The sequence below is a fragment of the Streptomyces sp. NBC_00775 genome, assembly GCF_036347135.1.
GTDB classification, from domain to species: domain Bacteria; phylum Actinomycetota; class Actinomycetes; order Streptomycetales; family Streptomycetaceae; genus Streptomyces; species Streptomyces lutosisoli.
This window is the reverse complement of record NZ_CP108938.1, coordinates 8,695,704-8,712,264: the sequence shown is the minus strand read 5'-3', so window position 1 is coordinate 8,712,264 and position 16,561 is coordinate 8,695,704. Positions and strand designations below refer to the sequence as shown.

Annotated in this window: 16 protein-coding genes; 11 read left to right on the top strand and 5 right to left on the bottom strand. The window is 71.2% G+C overall.

Annotated features, from left to right (window positions below):
- Positions 1-7: 7 nt before the first annotated feature.
- The 4 genes from mtnK to OIC96_RS38670 are packed head-to-tail and all read right to left on the bottom strand — an operon-like array spanning position 8 to position 4,893.
- On the bottom strand, positions 8-1,186 hold the full coding sequence (gene mtnK, locus OIC96_RS38685) for an S-methyl-5-thioribose kinase (RefSeq protein ID WP_330303361.1): 1,179 nt from the start codon (positions 1,184-1,186) through the stop codon (positions 8-10).
- Between the two features lie 12 nt (positions 1,187-1,198).
- Entirely contained in the window at positions 1,199-2,245 is a 1,047-nt protein-coding gene (locus OIC96_RS38680) for an ABC transporter permease (protein ID WP_330303362.1), read from the bottom strand.
- A gap of 28 nt (positions 2,246-2,273) precedes the next feature.
- Complete coding sequence (locus tag OIC96_RS38675; protein ID WP_330303363.1) at positions 2,274-3,809, bottom strand: sugar ABC transporter ATP-binding protein; 1,536 nt, start codon at positions 3,807-3,809, stop codon at positions 2,274-2,276.
- Positions 3,796-4,893: a substrate-binding domain-containing protein gene (locus OIC96_RS38670; protein ID WP_330303364.1), complete on the bottom strand. Its 1,098-nt coding sequence runs from the start codon at positions 4,891-4,893 to the stop codon at positions 3,796-3,798. The genes OIC96_RS38675 and OIC96_RS38670 overlap by 14 nt, the downstream gene beginning before the upstream one ends.
- 553 nt (positions 4,894-5,446) lie before the next feature.
- Here OIC96_RS38670 and OIC96_RS38665 point away from each other — a divergent pair.
- Genes OIC96_RS38665 through mtnB form a run of 3 tightly spaced genes read left to right on the top strand, consistent with a single transcriptional unit; the run spans position 5,447 to position 7,367 of the window.
- A complete protein-coding gene (locus tag OIC96_RS38665) occupies positions 5,447-6,046 on the top strand; it encodes a 1,2-dihydroxy-3-keto-5-methylthiopentene dioxygenase (protein ID WP_327427460.1) in 600 nt (199 codons plus the stop codon).
- Positions 6,043-6,762: an acireductone synthase gene (gene mtnC / locus OIC96_RS38660; RefSeq protein WP_330303365.1), complete on the top strand. Its 720-nt coding sequence runs from the start codon at positions 6,043-6,045 to the stop codon at positions 6,760-6,762. The genes OIC96_RS38665 and mtnC overlap by 4 nt, the downstream gene beginning before the upstream one ends.
- Positions 6,759-7,367 carry a methylthioribulose 1-phosphate dehydratase gene (gene mtnB, locus OIC96_RS38655; RefSeq protein ID WP_330303366.1) on the top strand — a complete coding sequence of 203 codons (609 nt, stop codon included), beginning with the start codon at positions 6,759-6,761 and terminating at the stop codon, positions 7,365-7,367. The genes mtnC and mtnB overlap by 4 nt, the downstream gene beginning before the upstream one ends.
- Positions 7,368-7,448: 81 nt before the next feature.
- Here mtnB and mtnA read toward each other — a convergent pair whose 3' ends face one another.
- The gene (mtnA, locus tag OIC96_RS38650) at positions 7,449-8,480 is read right to left on the bottom strand and encodes an S-methyl-5-thioribose-1-phosphate isomerase (protein ID WP_330303367.1); all 1,032 of its coding nucleotides are present in this window, start codon (positions 8,478-8,480) and stop codon (positions 7,449-7,451) included.
- A gap of 300 nt (positions 8,481-8,780) precedes the next feature.
- Between mtnA and OIC96_RS38645 the strand changes: the two genes are divergently transcribed.
- The 8 genes from OIC96_RS38645 (at position 8,781) to OIC96_RS38610 (ending at position 16,533) form a co-directional block, all read left to right on the top strand.
- Complete coding sequence (locus tag OIC96_RS38645) at positions 8,781-9,830, top strand: BMP family ABC transporter substrate-binding protein (protein WP_330303368.1); 1,050 nt, start codon at positions 8,781-8,783, stop codon at positions 9,828-9,830.
- The gene (locus OIC96_RS38640; protein ID WP_330303369.1) at positions 9,811-11,385 is read left to right on the top strand and encodes an ABC transporter ATP-binding protein; all 1,575 of its coding nucleotides are present in this window, start codon (positions 9,811-9,813) and stop codon (positions 11,383-11,385) included. Before OIC96_RS38645 ends, OIC96_RS38640 begins: the two co-directional genes overlap by 20 nt.
- 61 nt (positions 11,386-11,446) lie before the next feature.
- Positions 11,447-12,493, top strand: coding sequence for an ABC transporter permease (locus tag OIC96_RS38635; protein ID WP_330310034.1), 1,047 nt, complete (start codon positions 11,447-11,449; stop codon positions 12,491-12,493).
- Positions 12,493-13,359, top strand: a complete 867-nt coding sequence (locus OIC96_RS38630; protein WP_330303370.1) for an ABC transporter permease — start codon at positions 12,493-12,495, stop codon at positions 13,357-13,359. Before OIC96_RS38635 ends, OIC96_RS38630 begins: the two co-directional genes overlap by 1 nt.
- Positions 13,356-14,120, top strand: a complete 765-nt coding sequence (locus OIC96_RS38625; RefSeq protein WP_330303371.1) for a nucleoside phosphorylase — start codon at positions 13,356-13,358, stop codon at positions 14,118-14,120. Before OIC96_RS38630 ends, OIC96_RS38625 begins: the two co-directional genes overlap by 4 nt.
- Positions 14,117-15,418, top strand: a complete 1,302-nt coding sequence (locus OIC96_RS38620; RefSeq protein ID WP_330303372.1) for an amidohydrolase — start codon at positions 14,117-14,119, stop codon at positions 15,416-15,418. Before OIC96_RS38625 ends, OIC96_RS38620 begins: the two co-directional genes overlap by 4 nt.
- Before the next feature lie 88 nt (positions 15,419-15,506).
- Complete coding sequence (locus OIC96_RS38615) at positions 15,507-16,178, top strand: FadR/GntR family transcriptional regulator (RefSeq protein WP_330303373.1); 672 nt, start codon at positions 15,507-15,509, stop codon at positions 16,176-16,178.
- Between the two features lie 190 nt (positions 16,179-16,368).
- Entirely contained in the window at positions 16,369-16,533 is a 165-nt protein-coding gene (locus tag OIC96_RS38610) for a hypothetical protein (protein WP_330303374.1), read from the top strand.
- Positions 16,534-16,561: the final 28 nt, after the last annotated feature.

Sequence of the window (16,561 nt, the reverse complement as noted above, 5' to 3'; positions counted from 1 at the left end):
GCGCCCTCTACGCTGCGGGAGTGAGCGCCTCCACGACGGCGCGTACGTCGTCGGGTCCGGTCAACTCGGCCCCGTTGACGATCAGTTCGCGGCCCAGCAGCAGTGCCCGGCGCGAGGCGGGCACCGGGTCCGGCAGCGTCGTCAGGTCGGTGAGATGGGCGAAGCCGATGATGCGGCGGACGATCTCCGCGCCGGCGAAGCCGATCGATTCCGTCCAGACACGGCGCAGGAACCGGTCTAGGTAGGCGTCGTCGAAGAAGGTGTCGACGCGGGACGGCCACAGGCGGCGGAACTCGGTCGCGAACCCCTCCCAGGAGAGGCGGAGTTGGTCACCGTGGTCGGCCAGGGTGCCCAGGGCCCTCGCTCGTTCCTCCGACACCAGGGTGTTGGCCCAGTAGAGGCCGAGGTCGAAGCCGATCGGGCCGACGAAGGAGAACTCGGGGTCGAAGACGCGCACCACCGGGGCGTCTTCGCGTGCGCCGACCATGATGCTGCCGGTGTGCAGGTCGCCGTGGAGCAGGGCCTGCGCGCTGGTCATGAAGACATGCCGGAGGTCCGCGACCTCGGTGCGCAGGCGGGCGTCCGCCTTGAAGGAGGCTGCCAGGTCATCGAGGCCGGGGTGCCAGTGGTTGTGCTCGTGCTCGATGTACGGCTCGGACAGCACCACGTCCTCGGTGATCTTGCACAGTTCGGGGCTGACCGAGGCCGCGATAAGCGCCTTGCGTTCGGCCGACGGCATGCCGAAGTCGCTCGTCGCGAAGGACAGCTGGGCCACGAACTCGCCGATGCGGGCCGAGGTGCCGGTGCCGTATGCCGCACCGTCGTTGAGAACCGTACGCAGGACCTCCAGGTCGGACATGTCCTCCATGACGAGGGCGTAGTTGTCCGAGTCGTAGCCGAGGACCGCCGGGATCTTGTCGGGGGCGACCTTGGCGACCTGCTCGTACGCGCGGGCTTCGGCGTCGGCGCGTTCGGGGCTCATCGGCCAGGAGGGGCCCGCGACCCGCACCCAGGGCAGGGCCTGCTTGACGGCGAGGCTGCGGGTGCCGTCGGTGGAGGTGGCGAGGAAGACGCGGTTCATGTTGCCGTCGGAGACCTCGCGGACAACGGGGTCGTCCGTGCCCCAGTGGCCGCGCTCGCGCAGATAGCCGGCGACGTCCCCGGTCTCCAGGATGCGGTAGCCCATCGGTGAACTCCCTTATGCGGTGCGGCGCTTGGACAGGGTGAAGCTGAAGACCAGGGCGAGGATGAGGACCGTGCCCTCGACGACGTCCTGCGTGTAGTACGGCAGTCCCTTGATGGTCAGGCCCGTGGTGATGATGCCGATCAGGACGGCGCCCAGGGCCGTGCCCCACACATTGGGCCTGCCGCGGCCGAGCACCGACGTGCCGACCAGCGCGACGGCGACCGCCTCCAGGAGCTGGGAGGTACCGGCGGAGACGTCTCCCTGCCCGATGCGGGAGGCCAGGATCAGGCCGCCGATGGAGGCGAGGACGCCGGAGAGGACGTACGCGAGAGCCCGGTACGCGCCGACGCGGATGCCGGCCAGCCGTGCGGCCTCCGGGTTGGCGCCGATCGCGTACAGCACGCGCCCCCAGCGGGTGCGGGCGAGGAACACCCAGGCGACGACGGTCAGCGCGCCGAAGATCAGCACCGAGACGGGGATGCCGAGGACCGTGCCGCGGTCGATGCGCAGGAAGCCCTCGGTGAACCTGCCGGGCGCGGTGGTGCCGTCGGACTGCGTCATGCCGGGGGTGATGGACTGCCCGTCGACCAGGATGAGTTTGGTGCCCTGGATCACGAACATGGTGCCGAGCGTGGCGAGCATGTCGGGGATCTTCAGGACGACGATCAGCAGGGCGTTGAGCAGGCCCGCGAGCGCGCCCGCCGCGATGACGGCGAGGATCGCGACCGTGCCGACCTGGTTGTACGTGACCATCGTCTTCGCCGCGACCGTCACCCCGAGTCCGGCGACGGCGCCGACGGACATGTCCATTCCGCCGACGGCCATGGTGAGGGTGACGCCGAGGCCGAGGATCGCGGCGACGGAGACGTACCGGAGGGTGTCGAGGAGCGTCGCCGAGTCGCGGAAGGACGGCTCGCTGATCCCGAAGTACGCGAAGAGCGTGACGGTGACGAAGATGAAGCCGTACTTGATGACGGCGTTCTGGACGCGCGGGCCGAGGGCGCCGGCGGACGGGGTCGCCGTCTTCGCCGGGGCCTCGGTGTTCTGGGTGGTGGTCATGTGCCCTACGGCTCCTGATCGTCGGGCATCAGACGGATGCCGAAATGGTCTGGATCACACGGTCGCGCTCCGCGTCTTCCCCGTACGCGTCGAGCCGGATCTCGCCCGCGGCCAGCACGACGACCCGGTCGGCGACCTCCAGGACCTCGTCCACGTCCGCGGACAGGACGAGGACGGCGGCTCCCTCCGCGGCCAGTGCGCGGGCCCGGCGGCCGATGTCGCGGCGGGCACCGATGTCCACACCTCGGAACGGCTCGTCCAGGATGAGGACACGCGGGCTCTCGGCGAGCCAGCGGCCGACGACGACCTTCTGCTGGTTGCCGCCGGACAGCTCCTCGACCGTGCTGTGCTCGTCACGGGCGACGACACCGAGCTGCTCGATGGCGGCACGGCCGAGCGCGTCCTCCTTGGTCCGGCTCACCAGTCCCGCCGTGGACAGGGACTTGAGGAACGGCAGCGAGACGTTCTGCGCCAGCGACCAGCCGGGCACCAGCGCGTCCGTGTGCCGGTCCTCCGGTACGAGGTGGACGCCGCTGCGGATCGCGTCGGCCGGGCGGCGCGGCTCGTACGGCGCGCCGTCCAGCTCGACCGCTCCCCCGGTGAAGCGCTCGGCGCCGAACAGGCCCCGGGCCAGCTCCGTCTTGCCCGCGCCCAACAGGCCCACGACACCGGTGACTTCGCCCGCGCGGAGGTCGAGGTTCTGGGGGGTGTGGCCGTCGAGGAAGGGGACACCGCGCAGGGAGAGCACGACCTCGCCCTGACGCCCCGCCTTCTGGGGCCGTGCGGTCGTCGCTTCCTGCGCTTGGGCGAGCATGGCGCGCAGGGCGCTGTCCCAGTCGAAGGGCTTGGCCTGGTCCTCGGTGAGACGGCCGTCTCGCAGGACGACCAGCCGGTCGGCGAGCGCGTCGATCTCACCGAGCCGGTGGGAGACGTACAGCACCGCGATGCCGTCGTCGCGCATCCGCTCGACGAGCGCGAAGAGGCGCTCCGCCTCGGCGGCGGAGAGCGCGGAGGTCGGCTCGTCGAGGATCAGCAGCCGTGGGCGGGTGGCCAGCGCGCGGGCCAGGATCAGCAACTGCCGGTCGGAGATGCCGAGTTCGGTGACATCCCGCTTGAGAACGGAGTCACTCCAGCCGAGGTCCAGGGCGGACTGGATCTCGCGGGCGCGGGCCAGTACGCGGCGCCCGCCCAGGAACGGGTTGCCGCGCGCCTGGGCCAGCTCCTCGAAGACCAGGTTCTCGGCGACCGTGAGGCCGGGCACGATGCCCTCGCCGATGCGCTGGTGCACGGTCTGGATACCCAGCTGGCGGGCGGCCAGCGGGGAGTGGAGCGCGGCGGGCTCGCCGTTCACGCACACTTCCCCGCCATGGTCCGTGTGGACCCCCGACAGGATCTTGATCAGCGTGGACTTGCCCGCGCCGTTCGCGCCGAGCAGCGCGACGACGCTGCCCGGGGCGATGTCCAGCGAGACGGAGGCGAGCACCGTCCTGCCGCCGAAGGCCATGCTGACGTCACGGAGGCCTACCGCCGGGACGGTCTCAACAGGGGTGTCAGTGGGCGACATTGGGGATCCAGTCCGCGGTGCTCACCTTGGACAGGTTCAGCGCGGGCAGCGCCTCCCGCAGCTGGTCCATGTTCTCGATGCGCTTGCTCTTCAGGAAGTCCTGGGTGATCGCGACGGCCGGGAACTCGACCGAGGTCTTGTTCAGCTGACCGGCCAGCTCCAGGGCGGCCGTACGGACCACGGCGGCGCCCACCGCGGACGGGTCGGTGCCCGCCGTGGCGACCCACGGACTGTCCTTGGCGGTCATGTTCTGGATGTCGGCGTTGGAGACGTCCGCGCCGAAGACCTTCACCTTGTCCTGGAGCTTCTTGTTCTGGACGGCGAGGACGGTGCCCTTGGCCAGCTCGTCGTACGGGGCGAAGACGCCCGTCACGTCGGAGTGCTGGGTGAGCGCGGCGGAGACCAGGGGAACGTTGTCAGTGGCCGTGGAGTCGGTCACCTTGCCGACCTTGAACTGCTGCTTCCAGCCGTTGGCGTCGACGGTCGACTTCCAGACGCTGTCGCGCTTGTCGAGGGCGGCGTATCCGGCGACGTTGACGTAGCCGACCTTGGCGTTCTTGCCGAGGTCCTTGGCCATCACGTCGAGGACGGCCTGGGCCATGCTCGCGTCGTCCTGCTCGGTGCTGACGACCGACTTGTTGGTCTGGTCGACGTCGTAGACGACGACCTTGATGCCCTTCTTCACGGCCTTGTCGATCTCGGGCTGGATCGTGGACGGGAAGCCGTGGTCGACGATGATCGCCTGCGCGCCGGAGTTGACGGCCGAGGACAGGTCGGTGGCCTGCTTGGCGTTGTCGGCCTGGGCGTCGTACACGGTCAGGTCGATACCGAGGGCCTTGGCCTGCGCCTTGGCGCCGTTGCCCCACTGTTCGAAGTAGTCGCCGGCGCCGCTCTGCCGGACCAGGGCCACCTTGACGGTGCCCTGGCTGAAGGGGGCGGGCTTCTTTCCGGTCGCGGCGGAGGCCGAGGCGGCCTTGTCGCCGGTGCTCTGCGAGGCGTTCGACGACTGGGAGCAGCCCGCGAGCAGAAGCGCGGACACGGAGGCGAGCGAGAGCGCGGCAAGAGGGACGCGGGTACGTGACATGAAGGGCTCCAGGAGCAGGGCAGTGCAGTGCAGTGCGGAGGGGTGAAGGGAAGAGGGCGTGCTTGACCCGGAGCATCGAAAGGGAACGCGCCTCTACCGCACACACGGCGGGAGCCCAGGGGGCTCGGGCGACTTGGCGCTCCGGGTGAGGTCAGCGACAGCGGGCTGTGGTCGACCGGAGCAAGTCCACGTACAGCCGCCGCACGAGCAGCAGCGTCTTCATATGCAGATCATGGGAACGATTTCAGTCAGCCGTCAAAACAATGGAAGCGGTTTCTCGACAGGTGAGACAACGGCGACGTCACAGCTGGTCGCCGCGCACCCTGGAGTTACCATCACGGGACCGGCACCCGACCCGGCACAGTGAGGCCCTGATGACGACTCCCCGCGCGACGGCGCTGCGCATGCCCTGCATGCGGTGCTGTCCCGGCGCGATGTGTCGCGGCTGACGAGCCGTCCGCCGCCGCTCGCCGTCTCGCCCTCTTCCTCCCCCGCCCGTCCGGTGCTTGTCTCGGTATCCGGACATCCCTTCCAGCTTCCAGGAGTTGCTCCCATGACCCTGCTGACGACCTGGCCCGAGTCCGGACCCGAGTCCGTCGTGCGCCGTACCTCCGACCCCGCCGAGATCGCCGCGGCACTCGCGCCGATCGGGGTGCGCTACGAACAGTGGCCGATCCGCGCGGACGTGCCGGCGGACGCCGACAGCGACACCGTGTTCGCCGCGTACGGCCCGGAGATCGACAAGCTGAACGCCGAGGAAGGCTTCACCACGGTCGACGTCCTCGGTCTGCACCCGAGCGACGACCCCGGGTTCCCGGCCAAGGCGAAGGCCGCGCGAGAGAAGTTCCTGCAGGAGCACACCCACGACGACGATGACGAGGTCCGCTTCTTCGTCTCGGGATCCGGGATCTTCTACCTCCATGTGAACGGCGAGGTGCACGCGGTGTACTGCGAGAAGGGCGACCTGCTGGGCGTGCCGCGCGGCACGACGCACTGGTTCGACATGGGCACGAAGCCCGCCTTCACCGCGATCCGCTTCTTCCACGAGGAGGACGGCTGGATCGGCAGCTTCACCGGCTCCACGATCGCCTCCCGCTTCCCGGACTACGACACGATCGACGCCGGGTACCAGCGGGACAGGGCCGCCGCGTGACGTCGCACTTCGACGTGGACTCCGTGGTGCTCGACATCGAGGGCACCACGAGCGCCACGGGGTTCGTCGTGGACGTGCTCTACCCGTACTCGCGCTCTCGTTTCGGAGCGGTGCTCTCGGAGCGGAGCGGTGATCCGGATGTGCTGCGGGCGGTCGCGCAGGTGCGTGAGCTGATCGGCGAGCCGGACGCCGACGCCGTACGCGTCGAGAAGGCCCTGAACGAGTGGCTCGACGAGGACCGCAAGGCCACCCCGCTCAAGACCCTCCAGGGCCTCATCTGGTCCGAGGGCTTCGCGCGCGGCGAGCTCGTCTCGCACTTCTACGACGACGTGGTCCCGGCGCTGCGCCGCTGGCACGCCGCGGGCGTCCGCCTGCACGTGTACTCGTCGGGCTCCGTCGCCGCGCAGCGCGCGTGGTTCCGGTCCTCCCCCGAGGGCGATCTGCTGCCGCTCGTCGAGGGGCTGTACGACACGGAGAACGCGGGGCCGAAGCAGGAGCCGGAGTCGTACGCGACGATCGCGGCCGCCATCGGTGCCGCCCCCGGCCGCATCCTCTTCCTCTCCGACCGGCCGGGCGAGCTGGACGCGGCGCGTGCCGCGGGCTGGCAGGCCGTGGGCGTACGCCGCCCCGGGGAGCCGTACTACGAGCAGGGCGTCGGCGATCACCCCGAGGCGGGAACGTTCGACGCGATCACCATCGCAAGGAGCACCACATGACCGCCGACATCTCAGCCCTGGACCTGGAGGAGGCGGGCACCGTCCTGGCCGCCGAATCGGCCCGCTTCGCCTCCTTCGGCTGGATGCGCGGCACGTCCGGCAATCTGTCGGTGGTCCTGTCCCGGGATCCGCTGCGCCTCGCGGTCACGGCGAGCGGGCACGACAAGGGTGAACTGACGCCCGCGGACGTGGTGTTGGTCGACGGGAACGGCGCCGCCGTCTCGGGCGGCAAGCCGTCCGCCGAGGCCGAGCTGCACGCGCGCGTCGCCGCGCTCACCGGTGCGGGTGCCGTCGTCCACGTCCACACGGTCGCGTCCGTGGCCATGGGCCGACGCGAACCGGGCGGCATCGTCTTCAAGGACGTGGAGATGCTCAAGGGCGTCGGCCAGCCCGCCCACGACGTCGAGGTCACCCTCCCTGTCATCACCAACAGCCAGGACATGTTGGTCCTCGGCGACCGCCTGGAGGCGGCGCGCGACCCGCGCATGCCCGCGGTGGTCGTCGCGGGCCACGGGCTGTACGTGTGGGGTGCGGATCCGCGTCAGGCGCGGCACCACACCGAAGTGGTCGAGTGGCTGCTGGAGTTGGAGCTGACGGGACGCTGAGCCCAGCGAAAGGCCGCGGTCCGGAGTGTCAACGGACCGCGGCCTTTTCTTGCCTCGAACGGGCCTCAACGACCCGCACCGCTACCGCAAGTGATCCCCCGGCAGCTCCCCCGCCGACACCGTCAGCACGCCGCGCTCCGTCACCAGACCCGTCACCAGGCGCCCCGGTGTGACGTCGAACGCCGGGTTGTGGCCGCGGGACTCCGCGGGAGCCGTGCGGACCCCGGACCACTCCAACACCTCGTCCTCGCCGCGGAGTTCGATGTGGATGTCGGCGCCCGAGGCCGTCGACAGATCCACCGTCGTCGTGGGGGCGGCGACCAGGAACGGTATGCCGGCGTCGGCGCAGGCCAGCGCGACGCCCACGGTGCCGACCTTGTTGGCGGTGTCGCCGTTCGCGGCGATGCGGTCGGCGCCGACGATGGCGGCGTCGACCTCGCCGCGCAGGATGGTGCCGGCCGCCGCACCGTCGGCCTGGACGTAGTGCGGTATGCCCTCCTGGACCAGTTCCCAGGCGGTCAGCCGGGAGCCCTGGAGCAGGGGTCGCGTCTCGTCGGCGTACACGACCTCGACCTGGCCGCGCGCATGCAGTTCGCGGATGACACCGAGGGCCGTGCCCCAGCCCGCGGTGGCGAGCGCGCCGGTGTTGCAGTGCGTCAGCAGCCGCAGCGGCCGGTCCACCCCCACCCGCTTGAGCAGCCAGTCCGCGCCGTACGCCCCCATCGCGCGGTTGGCCTCGACGTCCTCGCGCTGCACGGCCGCGGCCTCCGCGAGAACCGCCTCGATACCCTCGTCGAAGCGGGTCATCACCCGGTCCACGCACACCATCAGGTTCACGGCGGTGGGGCGTGCCTCGCGGATGCGGGCGACCTCCGCGCGCACCCGGCCGGTGTCCCAGCCCTCCCGCTCGCCCTGGAGCAGAGCCAGCGCCACGCCGAACGCCCCCGCCGCCCCGATCGCCGGAGCGCCCCGCACGACGAGCCGCTGGATCGCGTCCACCAGCGCGTCGACGTCACGGATTTCGACGGTCTCGGTGCGGTGCGGCAGCACGGTCTGGTCGATGAGCGCGAGGCTGTTTCCGGTCCAGTCGACCGCTCGCAGTTCCTGGGGCATAGCGGGGCACTCCTGATGATCCGAGGGTGCGCGCAACCGTACATGACCTCGAAGAACCACAGTTCGAGACAGCCGGGCAGGTGTCCTGAAACCGGTGTTACAGTCCAGCACCCGCAGCCCGAAGGCCGATGTGAAGGAGGACGCGTGCTGCTCACGATGCGCCGTTTCCTCGACCACGGCCGGTGCGCCAGCGACGTCTGTCGCGGCTGACCCGCACCCGTCAGCGCCGACGTTCGCCCTCACCCTCTCGCGCTCCCCTCCCCCAGAGCGCGGTTCGCCGTACCTCCGGAAGGTTCACCGATGCCTCGCAGATCCCGTCGTTCCCTCCAGTTCGCCGCCCTCGCCGCGGGCACCGCGCTCCTCGCCACCGCCTGCAACGCGGCCGCCAAGGACACCTCGTCCGACAGCGCCAAGAGCGGCGGCAAGTCCTTCACGCTGGTCACGCCCGACGCCGTGGGGCAGAACGAGTTCCTGAAGCTCGCGGTCGACGGGGTGAAGGCCGCGGCCAAGGCGCACGACGGGACGCAGAAGGTCTACGAGTCCTCGGACACCGCCTCGCAGCAGCAGAACGTGCAGGCCGCCGTGGAGGCCAAGCCCGACGTCATCGTGCTCGTCGGCTTCGAGTTCGCCGACCTGGTGGCGCAGCAGGCCAAGGCGCACACCGACCAGCAGTTCCTGATGATCGACGCGTGCACCACGAAGACGTACAAGAACGTCAGTTGCGCGGTCTTCCGTGAGCACGAGGGCGTGTACCTCGCGGGCGCGGAGGCCGGGCTGCTCAGCAAGAGCGGCAAGGTCGGCGCGGTGGACGTGCTCGACACGCCCCAGTTCCGGCGTTACAGCGACCCGTTCGCGGCCGGCGCCAAGAAGGTCGCCGCCAAGACGTCGACCTCCACCCGCTTCGTCGGCGGCCAGTCCCCGTTCGACGACTCGGCGCGCGCCAAGGAGCAGGCGAACTCGCTGCTGTCCAAGGGCACCGACCAGATCATGGCGGCCGCCGCGGCCGGCAACTACGGCGTCTTCGAGGCCGCGAAGGCCAAGGGCGCGTACGCGTACGGCGTCGACGTCAACCAGTGTGTCTCCTCGCCGGGCACGGTCGTCGACAACGTCATCAAGCGCACCGACGTCGCCGTGCGCAAGGGCATCGACGCGGTCCTCGGCGGCAAGGAGGGCACGACCGTCTCGTACGGCCTGAAGGAGGGCGGCATCAGCCTGACGGGTCTGGAGGCCGGTGTCGACACCTCCAAGTGCGTGATCGCCCAGCACAAGGACGTCCTGACCAAGGTCAAGGCGCTGCGCGACCAGATCGTGTCCGGAGAGCTGAAGGTCGATGACCCGGCAGCGAGCTGACGACTCCGTCGCCGGAACCGCAGAGGTCGGCGAGGTCGCCGAGGTCGCCGTCGAGCTCCGGGGAATCACCAAGCGGTTCCCCGGCGCGCTCGCCAACGACTGTGTCGACCTGACCGTCCGGCGCGGCGAGATCCACGCCCTGATGGGCGAGAACGGCGCGGGCAAGTCCACGCTCATGTCCGTCCTGTACGGCATGGAGCGGCCGGACGCGGGTTCCGTACGGATCGACGGGCGCGAGGTGTCCTTCGGCGACCCGGGTGACGCCATGGCCGCCGGGCTGGGCATGGTCCACCAGAGCTTCAAGCTGTTCGACTCGCTGACGGTCGCCGAGAACGTCGTCTACGCCGCCGAGCCGCGCCGCTTCGGTCTGGTCGACCGGGCGGCGGCGCGGCGCCGGGTGCGCAAACTCGCCGAGGAGCACGGCCTCGCCGTCGATCCGGACGCCCGGGTCGGCGATCTCCCGGTCGGGCTGCGGCAGCGCGTGGAGATCCTGAAGCTGCTGCACCGCGGCGCCCGTACGCTCATCCTCGACGAGCCCACCGCGGTGCTGACCCCCGCCGAGGCCGACGCCCTGTTCGCGGTGCTCAAGTCGCTGACCGCGCAGGGCCGTACGGTGATCCTTGTCACGCACAAGCTGCGCGAGGTCCTCGAAGGCAGCGACAACGTGACCGTGCTGCGGGACGGCCGGGTCGTCGCCCGGCTGATCACCGCCGAGACCTCCGCCGACGAGATCGCGGCCGCGATGACCGGCCGCGCGGTCGAGCTGGACCGCGTACACGCCGAAGGCACCCCGGGCGACGAGGTACTGAAGGTCGAGGACCTCGGCACGGACGCGGTACGAGGTGTCCGGCTCACCGTCCGCGCCGGCGAGATCGTCGGCATCGCGGGCGTCGCGGGCAACGGCCAGAGCGAGTTGGTCGAGGCGCTGGCCGGGCTGCGGCCCGTCACCGCCGGGCGGATCGCGCTGCGGGGCCACGACATCACGCACGCCTCCGCGACCGAGCGGCGCGCCAAGGGCCTCGCGTACGTCCCCGAGGACCGGCACGCGGTCGGCACCGCGCCCGCCGCGTCCGTCGCCGACAACCTCGCGATGGGCCATCACCGTACGTCCCTGTCGGCACGGGGGCTGCTGCCTCCCGCGGCCGTACGGGCCCACGCACGGCGTCTCGTCGAGCGCTTCGGCATCAAGGCGGCCACCCCCGAGGTGCCCGCCTCCGCGCTGTCCGGCGGCAACCTCCAGAAGCTGCTGATCGGCCGTGAACTCGCCCACGGCGCGCCCCTGTTGCTGGTGGAGCAGCCGACGCGAGGTGTCGACATCGGCGCCATCCAGAACATCCACGACGAGATCGTCGCCTACCGCGACGCGGGCCACGCCGTGCTCCTCGTCTCCGCCGAGCTGAGCGAGATCCGCGCTCTCGCCGACCGGGTGCTGGTGATGTACGAGGGCCGGGTCACCGCCACGTACACCAAGGAAGCGGCGGACGAGCGGACGCTGGGGCTCGCGATGGCGGGCGGCGCGAAGCCGGAGAAGCCTCCGGTGGAGGTCGGCGACTGACATGACCCAGCACGACACAAAGGGCTTGGCCATGACCCGGCACGACACAAAAGGCCTTGCCATGACCCGAATAGCGGGAGCCCTGCGCTCCCCCGTCGCCTTCTCCGTGCTCGCCGGGGTCGTGATCGGCGCGCTCTTCCTGGTGGGCACGGGGGCCGATCCGTTCGCCGCGTACGGCGCCGTCCTCAGCGGCTCGCTCGGCGCCGACGGCATCGGCTCGACCCTGTCCACCACCACCAGCGTTCTCGGTCTGGCGCTGGCGCTCGCCATTCCGCTGCGGGCCGGGCTCATCAACCTCGGCGGCGACGGGCAGATGGTGCTCGGCGGGATGGCCGCCGCGGTCACCGGACTGTACGTGCCACTGCCCGCGCCGCTCGCCGTCGTCCTCGCGCTGCTCGCGGGCATGGCGGCCGGCGCCGGATACGCCGCGCTGGCCGCCCTGTGCGAGAACCGGTTCGGTGTGCCGCTCCTGGTCAGCAGCCTGCTGCTCAGCTATCCGGCGTCCTCGCTCGCCTCCTACCTGGCCCGCTATCCGCTCAAGGAGCCGGGCTCCAGCCTCCCGCAGACGCGGCAACTGCCGGACGGGGTCGCGCTGCCGGCCTTCGGCTCGTCGACCGTGACGGCCGGGCTGCTGCTGGTGGTTCTCGCGGCGGCCGCGTACTGGTTCACGGACAAGCGCACGGCGATCGGGTACGAGATCCGGATGACCGGCCTCAACTCCCGCTTCGCCGCGTACGCGGGCGTCGAGCGCAAGGGTCTGACGCTGCGGCTGATGGCCACGTCGGGCGCCCTCGCCGGGCTCGTCGGCGCGATCGGGGTGCTGAGCTTCCCGTACCGCTTCCTCGACGGCGCGCTCACCGCTCCCGGTTACACGTGGACGGGGCTGACCGCGGCGCTGCTCGCCGGCGCGGCCCCGCTGGGCACGGTCCTCGCGTCGTTCTTCTTCGCGATGCTTCAGGTCGGCGGGCTCTCGATGGAGCGGACGACCGAGGTGCCGCGCGAGCTGACGCAGGTGCTTCAAGCCATTGTGATCGTTTTCCTGGCCGCCCGGCTGAGCCTTCCGCGCAGGTGGTTCCGAAGGTCGCGTCAGCAGCGGGAGGCCGTCTGATGTTCTTCGACTCCGATCTCCTCATGTCCGCGCTGCGCGCGCTCACCCCGATCCTGCTGGCCGCGCTCGGCGGCGCGATCTGCGAGCGCGCGGGCGTCTTCAACATCGGCCTCGAAGGCATGATGCTGATGGGCTGCTTCACGTCCGTGGCCACCAGCTGGTTCACCGGCAGCCCCTGGCTCGGCGTCCTTGCGGCCGCGCTCGCCGCCGCCGCGTACTCCCTGATCCTCGCCGTGGGCGCGGTGACGTTGCGCGGGGACGCGGTGGTGCTGGGAGTGGCCATGAACCTCCTCGCCGTGGGCCTGACCAGCTTCCTGTTGCGTACGGTCTTCGGTGTGCAGGGCACTTTTGACGATCCGTCACTGGCCGGGCTGCCGTTGGTCGGTGGCTTCTCGCCGCTCGCCTATGTGGCGTGGGCGGCGGTCGGTGTGGCCGCGCTGATGCTCTCGCGGCACGTGTGGGGGCTGCGGCTGCGCGGGGTCGGCGAGGCCCCGGAGGCGGCGGCCACACTCGGGGTGAGCCCGGCCAAGTACCAGTACGCGGCCGTGCTGGTCTCGGGTGTGCTGTGCGGGCTCGCCGGGGCCCAGCTCGCTCTGGGCAACGTCACGTTGTTCTCCGAGAACATGACGGCGGGCCGCGGCTGGATCGCCGTCGTCGCCGTGATGCTCGGCCGCGCCCTGCCTCTCGGCGTACTGCTCGCCGCGCTGCTCTTCGGCCTCGCCGAGGCCGCCGGCTTCCGGCTGCAAGGGCTCGGCCTGCCGCAGCAGGCGACCGATGCCGCGCCGTACGTCGTCACGCTCGGCGCCCTCTTCCTCACGACGGCCCGCCGCCGTCGCCGTACCCGCCCCGCTGGAGCCGCTTCATGACCGCCCAGGACCTGCTGCCGATCACCCGCATACCGCGCACCGGCCTGCCGCCGTACGCCCTGGTCGTCGGCGACCCGGCGCGTGCCGCGGCCGTCGCCGCGCTGCTGGACGGGGCCGAGGAGGTCTCGTACCACCGCGAATACCGTGTGTTCAGCGGGAGTTGGAAGGGTCTGCCGGTCACCGTCGCCTCGCACGGGGTCGGCGCGCCGGGGGCGATCCTGCTCTTCCAGGAGCTGGCCGACGCGGGCGTCACGACCTTTCTGCGGTTCGGTACGGCGGGCGCGATGCGCGCCGGTATCGGTGACGGCGACCTGGTCATCGCGGAGGCGGCGGTACGGGACGACGGTGTGACCCAGCAGCTGCTGCCGCCCGAGTACCCGGCGGTGTCGTCCCCCGAGGCGGTGTTCGCCCTCCAGCGTGCGGCCCGCGCGGCGGACGCCCCGCACCACCGGGGGCTCGTCTGGACACGGGCGGCCTTCCAGCCGGGGCTGATCCCGCTCACCGCGTACGACAACGCGGGCCTCGCGGCGATCGAGATGGAGCTGTCCGCGCTGCTGGTCACCGCCTCGCTGCGGGGCCTGGTCGCGGGCGGCGTGCTCGTCGTCGACGGCGCGAACGCGGACGATCTGGTCGACGAGGAGAACACCGGCGGCTACAACCCGCACCGCGATGTCGTCGCGGCGGGCGTCGAGCGCGGCGCCGTGGTGTCCCTGGAGGCGCTGCGCCTGCTGGCCGAGGAGCACGAGGAGTCCGCCGCGTGAGCGAGCACGCCGATCTGCTGGTCCACGGCGGGGACGTCCTGACGGTCGACGAGGCCGGGACCGTCCTGCGCTCCGGAGCGGTCGCGGTCCGCGACGGCGAGATCCGGGAAGTCGGCCCCGCCGAGGAGCTGCGCGCCCGCTACGACGCTGCCGAGACCCTCGACGCGACGGGCTGTCTCGTGCTGCCCGGCCTCGTCAACACCCACACCCACCTGGCGATGACGCTGCTGCGCGGCCGCGCCGACGACGTCACCCTTCAGGGCTTCCTGGAGCGGGTGGTGCGCTGGGAGACCGAGCTGCTGTCGGCGAAGAACGTGGCCGCGGCGGTGCGGGTCGCGATCGCCGAGAGCGTACGGGCCGGGGTGACCTCCGCGCTCGACATGTACTGGTTCCATGAGGCGGCCGAGCGCGTGGCGCGCGAGACGGGTTGGCGCCTGCACACCGGTCCGACCTTCATGGACGTACCGGACCCGGCGGACGGCATCGCGTACGAGGACCGTCTGGCGTGGGCCCGGCGCGACCTGGCCGACCGGGGGTCGGCGAAGCCCGGCACCCGTCCGGTGCTCTTCGCGCACTCGACGTACACGCTCACGCCCGAGCAGCTGACCGGCATCGCCGCACTGGCACGGGAGTTCGGCGCGCTGCTGCACATCCACGCGGCGGAGAACGCGACCGAGGTCGCCACCGTCGAGGTGCGTTACGGCAAGCGCCCCGTGGAACTGCTCGACTCGCTCGGACTGCTCGGCCCCGATCTGCTGCTCGCGCACGCCGTGGATCTGACGGGTCCCGAGATCGCGGCCCTGGCCCGCACCGGTACCTCGGTCGCGCACTGTCCGGTCTCCAATCTGAAGCTCGGGTGCGGTATCGCGCCGGTGCCGCGGCTGCTCAGCGCCGGGGTGACCGTGGGGCTCGGCACGGACGGCGCGGTCAGCTCGAACACCCTGGATGTGCTGGGCGCGGTACGGCAGGCGGCCCTCGTCCACAAGGCGGCCGGCGACCCCACCGCGGTCGGCGCCGAGCAGGCGGTCCGGATGGCCACCGTCGAGGGCGCCCGCGCGCTGGGGCTCGGCGACCACCTGGGCTCCCTGGAGGCGGGCAAGCGCGCCGACCTGATCGTGCTCGACCTGAACGCACCCCATCTGCGTCCGCTGCACGACCCGTGGTCCACGCTCGCGTACGCCGCGCACTCGGCGGACGTACGGGACACGGTCGTCGACGGCAGGATCCTGATGCGGGACCGGACGCTCACGACGCTCGACGAGGTGGCGGCCCTGGCCGATCTGGAGGCGCTCGCCTGAGCTGACATCGGACTTTCACCCCGTTCAGCCCACTGAACCCCCATAATGGCGTGAGACATCGGATGTCTGAACGACAGGGAGGCCCGCCATGGCAGTCACCGACGAGGCGATCGAAAAGATCAAGGGAATGATCGTCTCCGGCGCGCTGCGTCCCGGCGACCGGCTCCCCAAGGAGAGCGAGCTCGCCGCCGAACTCGGGCTGTCCCGCAACTCGCTGCGGGAGGCGGTGCGCGCGCTCTCCCTGATCCGCATCCTCGACGTACGCCAGGGCGACGGCACGTATGTCACCAGCCTGGATCCCCAACTCCTCCTTGAGGCGCTGAGCTTCGTCGTCGACTTCCACCGCGACGACACCGTGCTGGAGTTCCTCGCGGTGCGCCGGATCCTGGAGCCCGCCGCCACGGCGATGGCGGCCTCGCGCATCAGCGAGCAGCAACTGGACGCGCTGACCGCCCAGTTGGACGCCCTCGGTGGCGCGCCGTCGGTGGAGGAACTCGTCGGCTGCGACCTGGAGTTCCACCGGGGCATCGTGCAGAGCTCCGGCAACTCGGTGCTGTGCTCCCTCCTCGACGGCCTGTCCGGGCCCACCACCCGGGCCCGCATCTGGCGCGGCCTGACCCAGGAGGACGCGGTCAGCCGCACCCTGCACGAGCACCGCGCGATCCTCAGCGCCCTGCGCGACCGTGACGCGGAGGCGGCCCGGTCGTGGGCGACGGTGCACATCGCGAGCGTGGAACAGTGGCTGCGGTCGACCCTGTGAACTGCCACACGGATGCCGGGTCGTCCAGGTGCGGGGCCACCAGGAACGCCCCCACGGTTCCGACGCCGAGCAGGGCCAGATAGGCGATTCCGGCTCGCCGCACACCTGACCTGGGGGCAACTCCGCTCACCCGACGAAGAGTTCCCTACCCGTCCGCCGCCCGGCGCCGAATCGGCGTACCCCCACACGAGTGGGTGAACCCGGGTGGTGCACCGGGGCCGACCGCCTCGCGCGCCGGGCGCGGGCGCCGGACGTCCTCGAAGCCGGCGACGGGATGACCAAGGACAGCTCGGATCACTGGGCGTGGTTCAGGGTGACGATCACGGGTGTTTCCGGGGCGTCGGCGGGGCAGTGATCCGTTCACTCCCCCGTGTAAGGGGGCT